Source organism: Escherichia sp. AM3 (assembly GCF_032029835.1).
GTDB lineage: Bacteria > Pseudomonadota > Gammaproteobacteria > Enterobacterales > Enterobacteriaceae > Escherichia > Escherichia coli.
In genome coordinates this window covers 1-13728 of sequence record NZ_JAVUPQ010000088.1, presented here as the reverse complement: position 1 = coordinate 13728, position 13728 = coordinate 1, and the positions used below count along the sequence as shown (strand labels likewise).

At 52.5% G+C, this 13728-nt stretch carries 11 protein-coding genes and 1 pseudogene; 8 read left to right on the top strand and 4 right to left on the bottom strand.

All coding sequences use genetic code 11. The features are described from left to right. Positions 1 to 77: 77 nt before the first annotated feature. From RTW80_RS20895 to acs, 4 genes and pseudogenes are all read right to left on the bottom strand, one after another. Positions 78 to 873: pseudogene (locus RTW80_RS20895) on the bottom strand (pentapeptide repeat-containing protein); the annotation flags it as partial. A gap of 177 nt (positions 874 to 1050) precedes the next feature. Further along, on the bottom strand, positions 1051 to 2700 hold the full coding sequence (actP, locus tag RTW80_RS20890) for a cation/acetate symporter ActP (protein ID WP_000832573.1): 1650 nt from the start codon (positions 2698 to 2700) through the stop codon (positions 1051 to 1053). Then, positions 2697 to 3011: a DUF485 domain-containing protein gene (locus RTW80_RS20885; protein ID WP_001014565.1), complete on the bottom strand. Its 315-nt coding sequence runs from the start codon at positions 3009 to 3011 to the stop codon at positions 2697 to 2699. The genes actP and RTW80_RS20885 overlap by 4 nt, the downstream gene beginning before the upstream one ends. A 200-nt stretch (positions 3012 to 3211) precedes the next feature. Beyond that, entirely contained in the window at positions 3212 to 5170 is a 1959-nt protein-coding gene (gene acs / locus RTW80_RS20880; protein ID WP_000078239.1) for an acetate--CoA ligase, read from the bottom strand. Between the two features lie 392 nt (positions 5171 to 5562). On the opposite strand from acs, the gene nrfA reads away from it, so the two are divergent. The 8 genes from nrfA (at position 5563) to gltP (ending at position 13593) form a co-directional block, all read left to right on the top strand. Next, the gene (gene nrfA, locus RTW80_RS20875) at positions 5563 to 6999 is read left to right on the top strand and encodes an ammonia-forming nitrite reductase cytochrome c552 subunit (RefSeq protein WP_000196875.1); all 1437 of its coding nucleotides are present in this window, start codon (positions 5563 to 5565) and stop codon (positions 6997 to 6999) included. 44 nt (positions 7000 to 7043) lie between these two features. After that, a complete protein-coding gene (nrfB, locus tag RTW80_RS20870; protein ID WP_001479703.1) occupies positions 7044 to 7610 on the top strand; it encodes a cytochrome c nitrite reductase pentaheme subunit in 567 nt (188 codons plus the stop codon). Next, the gene (nrfC, locus tag RTW80_RS20865) at positions 7607 to 8278 is read left to right on the top strand and encodes a cytochrome c nitrite reductase Fe-S protein (RefSeq protein WP_000220281.1); all 672 of its coding nucleotides are present in this window, start codon (positions 7607 to 7609) and stop codon (positions 8276 to 8278) included. Before nrfB ends, nrfC begins: the two co-directional genes overlap by 4 nt. Next, positions 8275 to 9231 carry a cytochrome c nitrite reductase subunit NrfD gene (gene nrfD / locus RTW80_RS20860; RefSeq protein ID WP_000195171.1) on the top strand — a complete coding sequence of 319 codons (957 nt, stop codon included), beginning with the start codon at positions 8275 to 8277 and terminating at the stop codon, positions 9229 to 9231. The genes nrfC and nrfD overlap by 4 nt, the downstream gene beginning before the upstream one ends. A gap of 19 nt (positions 9232 to 9250) precedes the next feature. Beyond that, positions 9251 to 10969 carry a heme lyase CcmF/NrfE family subunit gene (locus RTW80_RS20855; protein WP_072002502.1) on the top strand — a complete coding sequence of 573 codons (1719 nt, stop codon included), beginning with the start codon at positions 9251 to 9253 and terminating at the stop codon, positions 10967 to 10969. After that, positions 10962 to 11345 carry a heme lyase NrfEFG subunit NrfF gene (nrfF, locus tag RTW80_RS20850; protein WP_000033487.1) on the top strand — a complete coding sequence of 128 codons (384 nt, stop codon included), beginning with the start codon at positions 10962 to 10964 and terminating at the stop codon, positions 11343 to 11345. Before RTW80_RS20855 ends, nrfF begins: the two co-directional genes overlap by 8 nt. After that, positions 11342 to 11938, top strand: a complete 597-nt coding sequence (gene nrfG / locus RTW80_RS20845) for a heme lyase NrfEFG subunit NrfG (protein ID WP_000812892.1) — start codon at positions 11342 to 11344, stop codon at positions 11936 to 11938. The genes nrfF and nrfG overlap by 4 nt, the downstream gene beginning before the upstream one ends. Before the next feature lie 341 nt (positions 11939 to 12279). Beyond that, entirely contained in the window at positions 12280 to 13593 is a 1314-nt protein-coding gene (gltP, locus tag RTW80_RS20840) for a glutamate/aspartate:proton symporter GltP (protein WP_000835799.1), read from the top strand. Positions 13594 to 13728 lie beyond the last annotated feature (135 nt).

Sequence of the window (13728 nt, the reverse complement as noted above, 5' to 3'; positions counted from 1 at the left end):
CTGATAGAAACAGAAGCCACTGGAGCACCTCAAAAACACCATCATACACTAAATCAGTAAGTTGGCAGCATCACCTATGGCGCTATTACTTTATAAAGATTTACCTCAGCCATGTACGCCATATAAAAATTTGAATAGTCAAGAAAGGTATTTTTAATATTGGCTCTATTCATTGCTGCATTGTAGAATTGAACATGCATAGCGGAGCATGCATTTAGAGTTCCGTCGGCCATTTTTATCTGAGCGAAATTTGAGTCATCGAGAATACAATTATCAAAAAGTATTTTTTCCATTATGGCGTAATAAAAATTCGTTTTATACATATTACAGTCCTGGAAAATAGCGTTTTGTAGTCTGCAACCTGCAAAATTCGAATTGGATAAATCTTCATCTTTAATCACGATACCTTTCAGGCTAAGGTGTGAAAAATCGTAACCACCATTTACTGTCTGTGGAATTTCGATAGTATTATTATGGACGGCGACATTATTTATAATAATATACCACCTTAATGGATACTTCCTTTTCTTTACTAAGGTAAACTCTTCTCGTAATTCTATCGTCACATTTATTATTTGCATATAAAGCTATATCTATAAAATGTTTATGTATTTTCCTGTCCGTTTCCTTCGTGATTTTTCCTGATGGTAAACTATCATAAATTCTTTTCATTTTCTGAATCAAGCCTATCACTTTTTCATGATCATCCATCTTGAAAAGAGAGAGGGCTTTATTGTCAATTAACGTGCTTTTATGATGTTTTCTGTAATTATCTGATTTTGTTTTCTTTGTATGTGATGGACTTGTGACAGAGTGGTTATCGTTAATCTGGCAAAGAGGGAAAAACATATTATTTAAACCATTGTAGCACATAAAATATCCTTATAATTAACAAGAAAGAAAAGGCATATTCTCTGCATTATCATTTTCTACGACTGTCAAAAATCGCTCATTTTTTAATGAGTTTATTTGTTTAATATTTTGGGAAAAGGTGATGCATGCTGGAGAGGAAGAGTATTCCCCGGTCAGGCGGCCGGGGAAGGGGAGAGATTAATGTGCGCGGCCTTGCTCAACGCCAAAGCCGGTCTGGGAGCGGATAAACTGCGCGCGGAACAGTTCACGCTCGCGCGCCCCTTCCGCTGAGTTATCGGTTGCCGAGAAGAACCAGATGCCGAGGAATGCCACGGTGATAGAGAACAGCGCCGGGTATTCATACGGGAAGATGGCTTTTTCGTGACCAAGGATCTGTACCCAAATCGTCGGGCCGAGGATCATCAGTACTACTGCGGTAATCAGCCCCAGCCAGCCACCCATCATCGCGCCACGCGTGGTCAGTTTCGACCAGTACATAGAAAGCAGAATGATCGGGAAGTTACAGCTCGCCGCGATGGCAAACGCCAGCCCCACCATAAAGGCGATGTTCTGATTCTCAAACAGCACGCCGAGGATAATCGCAATCACGCCGAGGATCAGTACGGTGATTTTTGATACCCGCAGCTCTTCACGTTCGGTCGCGCCTTTTTTGAAGACGTTAGCGTACAAGTCATGCGAAACCGCGGATGCGCCCGCCAGCGTCAGACCCGCAACCACCGCGAGGATAGTGGCGAAAGCAACCGCTGAAATAAAACCGAGGAACAGGTTGCCGCCCACTGCATTCGCCAGGTGAACGGCCGCCATGTTGTTACCACCAATCAGATGGCCCGCCGCGTCTTTATATTCCGGATTCGCACCAACCAGCATGATCGCGCCGAAGCCGATAATAAAGGTCAGAATATAGAAGTAGCCCATAAACCCGGTGGCGTAGAACACGCTCTTACGTGCTTCGCGGGCATCGCTGACTGTAAAGAAGCGCATCAGAATGTGCGGCAAGCCCGCCGTACCAAACATCAGTCCCAGACCCAGAGAGAGCGCGGAGATCGGATCTTTCACCAGCCCGCCCGGCTTCATGATGTCGACCCCTTTCGGGTGTACCGCCATCGCTTCGCTGAACAGATTGTTGAAGCTAAAGCCAACGTGTTTCATCACCATAAAGGCCATAAAGCTGGCACCGAACAGTAACAGCACGGCTTTAATAATTTGCACCCAGGTGGTCGCCAGCATGCCGCCGAACAGGACATACATCATCATCAGCACGCCGACCAGCACCACCGCAATATGATAGTTAAGGCCAAACAGCAGCTCGATCAGTTTACCTGCGCCTACCATCTGAGCGATAAGGTAAAGCGCCACCACCACCAGAGAACCACAGGCCGAAAGAATACGAATCGGCCCTTGTTTCAGGCGGTAAGAGGCTACATCGGCAAAGGTGTAGCGTCCCAGGTTACGCAGACGTTCGGCAATCAGGAACAAAATGATCGGCCAGCCCACCAGGAAGCCCAGCGAGTAAATTAAGCCGTCATAGCCGGAGGTAAACACCAGTGCGGAGATCCCCAAAAATGAGGCGGCGGACATATAGTCACCGGCAATCGCCAGCCCGTTCTGGAAGCCTGTGATATTGCCGCCTGCCGTGTAGTAGTCGCTACGAGAACGTACGCGTTTTGATGCCCAGTAAGTAATGCCGAGCGTAAACACGACGAAAATCAGGAACATAATAATCGCCTGCCAGTTCGTTGGCTGGCGCTCTACGGCCCCGCTAATAGCATCCGCGGCGTTAGCTGCGAAAGGGAGTGTGGCGGCAAGCGCCGTCAGAACTCTTTTCATGATGCTTGTACCTCATGCAGGACTTCGTTATTAAGACGGTCGAATTCGCCGTTCGCCCGCCAGATGTAGATACCGGTGAGAACAAAGGAGATCACAATCACTCCAACACCAATCGGAATACCGCGTGTGACGCTGGTGTTCGGATTCAGCGGGGTGCCCAGCCAGCCGGGCGCGAAGGCGATCAGTAAAATAAAGCCGATATAAACTGCCAGCATAATAATCGACAGGATGGTGGCAAACCGTTGCCGTTTTTCGACTAACTCCCTGAAATGCGCATTGTCTTCTATCCGCTGATAAATCGTACCATTCATCACAGATTCTCCAGAGGTAATGTAGGGATTGTTTTAATTCCCGCTCCCTTATGGGAGAAGGTTAACGCTCGGGTAACCCTTGCCGAATGTAGGCCGGATAAGGCGTTATACGCCGCATCCGGCAATCAATGCCTGATGCGACGCTGTCGCGTCTTATCAGGCCTACAAACCGTTACCGACTCGCATCCGGCAATTGTGGGTTACGATGGCATCGCGATAGCCTGCTTCTCTTCAAGCAGCTTCTCGACTACGCCAGGATCGGCAAGCGTCGAGGTATCGCCCAGGTTGCTGGTATCGCCCGCCGCAATTTTGCGCAGAATACGGCGCATAATTTTGCCGGAGCGGGTTTTAGGCAGGGAGTCGGTCCAGTGCAGCACGTCTGGCGTCGCCAGCGGGCCAATCTCTTTACGCACCCAGTTGCGGACTTCTGCGTACAGTTCTGGTGACGGTTCCTCCCCGTGATTAAGCGTGACGTAGGCGTAGATCGCCTGACCTTTAATATTGTGCGGAATACCTACTACGGCGGCTTCGGCAATCTTCGGATGCGCCACCAGCGCCGACTCAATCTCCGCCGTTCCCAGACGGTGACCGGAGACGTTCAGCACATCGTCCACACGCCCGGTTATCCAGTAATAGCCATCTTCATCGCGACGCGCGCCGTCGCCGCTGAAATACATATTTTTGAAGGTGGAGAAGTAGGTCTGTTCAAAACGTTCGTGATCGCCAAACAGCGTACGCGCCTGACCCGGCCAGGAGTCGGTGATCACCAGGCTGCCTTCGGTAGCGCCTTCCAGCGGGTTACCTTCGTTATCGACCAGCGCCGGTTGCACGCCGAAGAACGGACGTGTTGCCGAACCGGCTTTCAGCTCGGTAGCGCCAGGCAGCGGCGTGATCATGAAACCGCCAGTTTCGGTCTGCCACCAGGTATCGACCACCGGACATTTCTCGTTGCCGATTTTTTTCCAGTACCACTCCCACGCTTCCGGGTTGATTGGCTCGCCCACGGAACCGAGAATGCGCAGCGACGATCGGTCGGTGCCTTCAATCGCTTTATCCCCTTCCGCCATCAGCGCGCGAATCGCCGTGGGCGCGGTATAGAGAATATTGACCTGATGCTTGTCCACCACCTGCGCCATACGGGCAGGCGTCGGCCAGTTCGGTACGCCTTCAAACATCAGCGTGGTCGCACCGCAGGCCAGCGGGCCGTACAGCAAGTAACTGTGTCCGGTCACCCAGCCCACATCGGCGGTGCACCAGTAGATATCACCCGGATGATAATCAAAGACATATTTAAAGGTCAGCGCCGCGTACACCAGATAACCGCCGGTAGTATGCAGCACACCTTTTGGCTTACCGGTAGAACCGGAGGTGTAGAGAATAAACAGCGGATCTTCGGCGTTCATCTCTTCCGCCTGGTGCTGATCGCTCGCTTGCTCAACCAGGTCGTGCCACCACAGGTCGCGCCCTTCCTGCCAGTCAATTTTCCCGCCAGTACGCTTCAGTACCACCACATGCTCTACGCTGGTGACGTTCGGGTTTTTCAGCGCGTCATCAACGTTTTTCTTCAGCGGAATACTGCGCCCGGCACGCACACCTTCGTCGGAAGTGATCACCAGTCGTGAGTTGGAATCAATAATGCGCCCGGCAACGGCTTCCGGCGAGAAGCCGCCGAAAATCACCGAATGCACCGCGCCAATGCGGGCGCAGGCCAGCATCGCAACCGCGGCTTCCGGCACCATCGGCATATAAATCGCCACCACATCACCTTTTTTAATGCCCAGCTCGAGCAGGGTATTGGCGAAGCGGCAGACGTCGCGGTGCAGCTCTTTATAGCTGATATGTTTGCTCTGGCTGGCGTCGTCGCCTTCCCAGATGATGGCGGTACGATCGCCGTTTTCTTGCAGATGGCGGTCAAGGCAGTTTGCCGCCAGATTCAGCGTGCCGTCCTCGTACCATTTAATGGACACATTACCGGGGGCAAAGGAGGTGTTTTTCACCTTCTGGTAAGGTTTGATCCAGTCAAGAATTTTTCCCTGTTCGCCCCAGAAGGTATCAGGTACGTTAATAGATTGTTGATACATCGCCTCGTACTGCTGAGGGTTTATCAGGCAACGGTCTGCGATGTTGGCAGGAATGGTGTGTTTGTGAATTTGGCTCATGCTTTTGTTCTCCTTGTAGAATGTTAATAATATGTGGCATAAGCGTTAAATGTAGGGGTATTGGCAGTTTTGTTTAGTATTTGGGCGACAGATCACGCAAAAGTAGAATTGTGCAAATAAACGGCAGGGTAATTTTTGAAGGTCAGCAACAAAAGTTGATTAATTCTTTGAGGAACATGCAGTTATGCATGCTGTTGAAAAAGAGGAAGATACTGACTAACTCTAAAGTGGTATTTTGCATGCACTTACAATTGATTAAAGACAACATTCACAGTGTGGTTATTTGTTACACATAGGGGCGAGCAATGTCATGACAGTGTAGGTGCGGTTACTGTCGTGAAAAACAATAAAAACCGCCATTGCAACAATGGCGCAATTCGGATGAAGCCCCTATGACAAGGATAAAAATAAACGCACGCCGTATCTTCAGCTTATTGATTCCTTTTTTCTTTTTCACTTCTGTTCACGCTGAACAAACGGCTGCTCCCGCAAAACCTGTAACTGTGGAAGCGAAGAATGAAACCTTTGCCCCGCAGCATCCCGATCAATATCTCTCCTGGAAAGCCACCTCGGAACAGTCAGAGCGTGTTGACGCCCTGGCGGAAGATCCACGGCTGGTGATCCTGTGGGCGGGGTATCCCTTCTCGCGCGATTACAACAAGCCGCGTGGACATGCTTTTGCTGTGACCGATGTGCGTGAAACCCTGCGTACCGGTGCGCCGAAAAACGCTGAAGATGGTCCGCTACCGATGGCATGCTGGAGTTGTAAAAGCCCGGATGTGGCGCGTCTGATCCAGAAAGACGGCGAAGATGGCTACTTCCACGGTAAATGGGCGCGCGGCGGTCCGGAAATCGTCAACAACTTAGGTTGTGCCGATTGCCATAACACCGCCTCTCCAGAGTTCGCCAAAGGCAAACCGGAGTTAACCCTTTCCCGTCCGTATGCGGCTCGCGCGATGGAAGCCATTGGTAAACCTTTTGAGAAAGCCGGACGTTTCGACCAGCAATCGATGGTTTGCGGTCAGTGCCATGTGGAGTATTACTTCGACGGCAAAAACAAAGCGGTTAAATTCCCGTGGGATGACGGCATGAAAGTCGAAAATATGGAGCAGTATTACGACAAAATTGCCTTCTCTGACTGGACTAACTCCCTGTCGAAAACGCCAATGCTGAAAGCGCAGCACCCGGAATATGAAACCTGGACAGCGGGCATTCACGGTAAAAACAACGTGACCTGTATCGACTGCCATATGCCAAAAGTGCAGAACGCCGAAGGCAAACTCTACACCGACCATAAAATTGGTAATCCGTTTGATAACTTCGCCCAGACTTGTGCGAACTGCCATACCCAGGACAAAGCTGCCTTGCAAAAAGTGGTCGCGGAACGTAAGCAGTCGATTAACGACCTGAAAATCAAGGTTGAAGATCAACTGGTTCACGCTCACTTCGAAGCGAAAGCAGCGCTGGATGCAGGCGCGACGGAAGCTGAAATGAAGCCAATTCAGGACGATATCCGTCATGCCCAGTGGCGCTGGGATCTGGCGATCGCTTCCCACGGCATTCATATGCACGCACCGGAAGAAGGTTTACGGATGCTCGGTACGGCGATGGATAAAGCGGCGGATGCACGCACCAAACTGGCGCGCCTGCTGGCGACCAAAGGCATCACCCATGAAATCCAGATCCCGGATATCTCAACCAAAGAGAAAGCCCAGCAGGCCATTGGCCTGAACATGGAACAAATCAAGGCCGAGAAGCAGGACTTCATCAAAACGGTGATCCCGCAGTGGGAAGAACAGGCACGTAAAAACGGTCTGTTAAGCCAATAACCCCGTTCCGCCTCGCAAGGGGCGGAAAACACAATGGAGTGAATATGAGCGTATTACGTTCGTTATTAACTGCCGGGGTGCTGGCGTCGGGCCTGTTGTGGAGCCTGAACGGAATTACCGCTACCCCTGCGGCGCAGGCATCTGATGATCGCTACGAAGTTACCCAGCAGCGTAACCCGGATGCCGCCTGTCTGGACTGTCATAAACCAGATACCGAAGGTATGCATGGAAAACATGCTTCCGTTATCAACCCGAATAACAAACTGCCGGTCACCTGCACCAACTGTCACGGCCAGCCATCACCGCAACACCGCGAAGGGGGGAAAGATGTGATGCGCTTTAACGAGCCGATGTACAAGGTTGGAGAGCAGAACAGCGTCTGTATGTCCTGTCATCTGCCGGAACAGTTGCAAAAAGCGTTCTGGCCGCACGATGTCCACGTAACCAAAGTGGCGTGCGCCAGCTGCCATTCCCTGCATCCACAGCAAGATACGATGCAGACGTTAAGTGACAAAGGGCGGATTAAGATTTGCGTCGATTGCCACAGCGATCAGCGCACCAATCCGAACTTTAACCCGGCGTCTGTTCCGTTGCTTAAGGAGCAGCCATGACCTGGTCTCGTCGCCAGTTTCTCACCGGCGTCGGCGTGCTGGCAGCCGTCAGCGGCACCGCAGGGCGCGTGGTGGCGAAAACGTTGAATATCAATGGGGTGCGTTACGGCATGGTGCATGACGAGTCGTTATGCATCGGCTGTACCGCCTGTATGGATGCTTGTCGGGAAGTGAACAAGGTGCCGGAAGGCGTCTCGCGCCTGACGATTATTCGTAGCGAGCCGCAGGGCGAATTTCCTGATGTGAAATATCGCTTCTTCCGTAAGTCTTGCCAGCACTGCGATCATGCGCCGTGCGTTGACGTCTGCCCGACCGGTGCGTCTTTTCGCGATGCTGCCAGTGGGATTGTCGATGTTAATCCGGATCTCTGCGTCGGTTGTCAGTACTGCATCGCCGCCTGTCCGTACCGCGTGCGCTTTATCCATCCGGTCACGAAGACGGCGGACAAATGCGATTTCTGCCGTAAGACCAATTTGCAGGCCGGTAAGTTGCCCGCGTGCGTTGAAGCTTGCCCGACCAAGGCGCTGACGTTTGGCAATCTGGACGATCCCAACAGTGAGATTTCGCAACTGCTGCGCCAGAAGCCCACTTACCGCTACAAGCTGGCGCTGGGAACCAAACCGAAGCTGTACCGCGTACCGTTTAAATACGGGGAGGTGAGCCAATGACGCAGACTTCCGCATTTCATTTTGAATCGCTGGTGTGGGACTGGCCGATTGCCATCTACCTGTTTTTGATTGGTATTTCTGCTGGTCTGGTGACGCTGGCCGTGCTGTTACGTCGCTTCTACCCGCAGGCGGGCGGTGCAGACAGTACGTTGCTGCGCACCACGCTGATTGTCGGGCCGGGCGCGGTGATCCTCGGTCTGTTGATCCTCGTCTTCCACCTGACAAGACCGTGGACCTTCTGGAAGCTGATGTTCCACTACAGTTTTACCTCGGTGATGTCGATGGGGGTGATGCTGTTTCAGCTCTACATGGTGGTGCTGGTGCTGTGGCTGGCGAAAATCTTTGAACATGATTTGCTTGCCCTGCAACAACGCTGGTTGCCGAAGCTGGGGATCGTGCAAAAGGTTCTGAGCCTGCTGACGCCCGTTCATCGCGGACTGGAAACATTGATGCTGGTGCTGGCGGTGTTGTTGGGGGCTTATACCGGCTTTCTGCTGTCGGCGCTGAAATCGTATCCGTTCCTCAATAACCCGATCCTGCCGGTGCTGTTCCTCTTCTCCGGCATCTCGTCCGGTGCGGCGGTGGCGCTGATCGCCATGGCGATACGCCAACGCAGTAACCCGCATTCCACGGAAGCGCAGTTTGTACACCGTATGGAAATCCCTGTGGTATGGGGTGAAATCTTCCTGCTGGTGGCGTTTTTTGTCGGTCTGGCGCTGGGCGATGACGGTAAAGTTCGTGCGCTGGTGGCGGCATTAGGTGGCGGTTTCTGGACGTGGTGGTTCTGGCTTGGTGTCGCCGGGCTGGGGCTGATTGTGCCAATGTTGCTCAAACCGTGGGTCAATCGCAGTTCCGGCATTCCTGCCGTGCTGGCGGCGTGTGGGGCCAGTCTGGTCGGCGTGTTGATGCTGCGCTTTTTCATTCTCTACGCCGGACAGTTGACGGTGGCGTAAGCCAGAAAAGAGGTGGTTTCTGGACGTATTCCTTCCTGAAGTCGGTTTTCTGGCGTTGTTGTTAAGTCTCGGGGTCAACGTGTTGACCCCGTTGACGGCCTTTGCGGGAGTGCGGTTGCGCTGGCCTGCCATGATGCGACTCACTTGCATCGGCATTCTGGCGCAGTTCGCGCTCCTGCTGCTCGCCTTTGGCGTACTGACGTATTGTTTTCTCATCAGCGATTTCTCGGTCATTTATGTCGCGCAACATAGCTACAGCCTGCTGTCGTGGGAACTCAAGCTGGCAGCGGTGTGGGGCGGCCATGAAGGTTCGCTGCTGCTTTGGGTGCTGCTGCTTTCCGCCTGGAGCGCGCTGTTTGCCTGGCATTATCGGCAGCAAACCGATCCGCTATTTCCGCTGACGCTAGCCGTTTTATCTCTCATGCTCGCCGCACTGCTACTGTTTGTGGTGCTGTGGTCCGATCCCTTCGTGCGGATATTTCCACCAGCAATCGAAGGCCGCGATCTCAATCCGATGCTGCAACATCCCGGTCTTATCTTTCATCCACCGCTGCTTTATCTCGGGTATGGCGGTTTGATGGTGGCGGCGAGCGTGGCGCTGGCGAGTTTACTGCGCAGCGAGTTTGATGGTGCCTGCGCCCGAATTTGCTGGCGCTGGGCACTACCTGGCTGGAGCGCATTAACGGCGGGGATCATTCTCGGTTCCTGGTGGGCCTATTGCGAACTGGGCTGGGGCGGCTGGTGGTTCTGGGATCCGGTGGAAAACGCCTCTTTATTACCCTGGCTTTCTGCCACTGCGCTGCTGCACAGTTTATCTCTGACACGTCAGCGGGGGATTTTCCGCCACTGGTCGCTGCTGCTGGCGATAGTTACTCTGATGCTGTCGCTGCTGGGCACCTTAATTGTCCGTTCTGGCATTCTGGTTTCGGTTCATGCGTTCGCGCTGGATAACGTCCGCGCCGTGCCGTTGTTCAGCCTGTTTGCACTGATTAGCCTTGCGTCTCTGGCTCTGTATGGCTGGCGAGAGCGGGACGGTGGCCCGGCGGTGCGTTTTTCGGGGTTATCGCGGGAAATGTTAATCCTCGCTACGCTGTTGCTGTTTTGCGCAGTGCTACTGATCGTGCTGGTGGGAACGCTTTATCCGATGATTTACGGCCTGCTGGGCTGGGGACGCCTCTCCGTTGGCGCACCTTATTTTAACCGCGCGACGTTACCGTTTGGTCTGTTGATGCTGGTGGTGATTGTGCTGGCGACGTTTGTCTCTGGCAAACGCGCGCAGCTTCCGGCGCTGGTAGCTCATGCGGGCGTGCTGTTATTTGCCGCTGGGGTCGTGGTTTCCAGCGTCAGCCGTCAGGAAATCAGCCTGAATTTACAGCCGGGTCAGCCGGTGACGCTGGCAGGATACACCTTCCGTTTTGAGCGCCTCGATCTGCAAGCCAAAGGCAATTACACCAGCGAAAAAGCGATAGTGGCGCTGTTTGACCATCAGCAACGCATTGGTGAATTAACGCCGGAGCGGCGTTTTTACGAAGCTCGTCGTCAGCAAATGATGGAACCGTCAATTCGCTGGAACGGCATCCATGACTGGTATGCGGTCATGGGGGAGAAAACTGGGCTGGATCGTTACGCTTTTCGTTTGTATGTACAAAGCGGTGTGCGCTGGATCTGGGGGGGAGGATTGTTGATGATTGCAGGCGCATTATTAAGCGGATGGCGGGGGAGGAAGCGCGATGAGTAAAGGACTTCTCACGCTACTGCTGTTATTTACCTGTTTTGCGCGCGCTCAGGTTGTAGACACCTGGCAATTCGCTAATCCGCAACAACAGGAACAGGCGTTAAATATTGCCAGCCAGTTACGTTGTCCGCAGTGCCAGAATCAAAACTTACTGGAATCCAATGCGCCGGTGGCAGTCAGTATGCGCCATCAGGTTTACAGCATGGTGGCGGAGGGGAAGAACGAAGTCGAAATCATTGGCTGGATGACCGAACGCTACGGAGATTTTGTTCGCTATAACCCACCGTTAACGGGTCAGACGCTGGTGTTATGGGCGCTGCCAGTGGTGTTGTTACTACTGATGGCACTGATCCTCTGGCGAGTGAGGGCGAAGCGATGAAACAGCCCAAAATACCGGTGAAAATGCTGACAACACTCACAATATTGATGGTATTTCTCTGTGTCGGCAGTTATCTGTTAAGCCCAAAATGGCAGGCGGTACGTGCGGAGTATCAGCGTCAGCGCGATCCGCTACATCAGTTTGCCAGCCAGCAAACCCCGGAAGCGCAGCTTCAGGCATTACAGGATAAAATCCGCGCTAATCCACAAAACAGCGAACAGTGGGCGTTACTGGGCGAGTACTATCTGTGGCAAAACGATTACAGCAATTCGCTGCTGGCGTATCGTCAGGCGTTGCAACTACATGGTGAGAACGCTGAACTGTATGCGGCGCTGGCGACGGTGCTTTATTACCAGGCCAGCCAGCATATGACCGCCCAGACTCGCGCAATGATCGACAAAGCCCTCGCGCTGGACTCTAACGAAATCACCGCTCTGATGCTGCTGGCTTCCGATGCGTTTATGCAGGCGAATTACGCGCAAGCCATCGAACTATGGCAAAAAGTGATGGATCTCAACTCACCCCGGATCAACCGGACACAGCTGGTCGAGTCGATTAATATGGCGAAACTGTTGCAGCGGAGATCGGATTAATCATCTGGTGATGAAGATTATGTCATTGAGCTGCATAAAAAATAATCGAATGAACATATGCCAAAAATAATCACTAATCAGTATTATTGCAGATTAAACAAATAAAAATCTTTCCATAACAAATGGTTATTCATTAATCCTGCCATAAACTCGCGTTATTATGCATTAATGCAGCGAAAAGCTCTGTTGTTAAAGGGTTGCGCAACATACCGCGCAAATGATACTGATCATAAGCGTTAAAAAAATCTACAAACCAACGCAACACAATTCATGCCCTGGCAGTATGTCACGTTCTCGCGTTTCTGAACGGGGAACGGCGCTCCATTGAGGAAGTTATTCTGATGAAAAGTATAAAATTCAGCCTGGCCTGGCAGATTCTGTTTGCTATGGTGCTGGGCATTCTCCTGGGAAGCTACCTGCACTACCATAGCGACAGCCGCGACTGGCTGGTCGTCAATTTGCTCTCTCCGGCGGGTGATATCTTCATCCATCTGATCAAAATGATTGTTGTGCCGATTGTGATCTCCACGCTGGTGGTGGGTATCGCGGGTGTTGGTGATGCCAAACAGCTCGGGCGTATTGGCGCGAAAACCATTATTTACTTCGAGGTGATCACCACCGTCGCCATCATTTTGGGGATCACTCTGGCGAACGTCTTCCAGCCCGGTGCCGGGGTGGATATGTCGCAGCTGGCGACCGTCGATATCTCGAAATATCAGAGCACTACGGAAGCGGTACAAAGCAGTTCCCACGGCATTATGGGCACGATTTTGTCGCTGGTGCCGACGAACATTGTGGCGTCGATGGCGAAAGGCGAAATGCTGCCGATCATCTTCTTCTCGGTGCTGTTTGGTCTGGGGCTTTCCTCCCTGCCCGCGACGCATCGTGAACCGCTGGTGACCGTGTTCCGCTCCATCTCTGAAACCATGTTTAAAGTGACTCACATGGTGATGCGTTATGCACCGGTGGGTGTGTTTGCGCTGATTGCGGTGACGGTGGCTAACTTTGGTTTCTCTTCTCTGTGGCCACTGGCGAAACTGGTGCTGCTGGTGCATTTCGCCATTCTGTTCTTCGCGCTGGTAGTGCTGGGAATTGTGGCGCGCCTGTGCGGGTTAAGCGTCTGGATCCTGATTCGTATTCTGAAAGATGAGCTGATTCTGGCGTACTCCACTGCCAGCTCTGAAAGCGTACTGCCGCGAATTATTGAGAAGATGGAAGCCTACGGAGCACCGGCGTCGATCACCAGCTTCGTGGTGCCGACCGGTTACTCTTTTAACCTTGATGGTTCGACGCTGTATCAAAGTATTGCCGCTATTTTCATCGCTCAGCTGTATGGCATTGACCTGTCCATCTGGCAGGAAATCATTCTGGTGCTGACGCTGATGGTGACCTCGAAAGGGATTGCTGGCGTGCCGGGAGTGTCGTTTGTGGTGTTGCTGGCAACGCTGGGTAGCGTAGGTATTCCGCTGGAAGGTCTGGCGTTTATTGCCGGTGTTGACCGTATCCTCGACATGGCGCGTACTGCGCTGAACGTTGTGGGTAATGCGCTGGCGGTGCTGGTGATTGCCAAGTGGGAACACAAATTTGACCGCAAAAAGGCGCTGGCTTATGAGCGTGAAGTGCTGGGTAAATTTGATAAAACTGCGGATCAATAATTGAAGATTGCCGGGGATATCCACCCGGCAATGTGTGGATGCCTGATGCGACGCTGGTGCGTCTTATCAGGCCTACGCCAGACAGCGCAATAGCCTGATTTAGCGTGATTTTGTAGGTCGGATAAGGCGTTTATG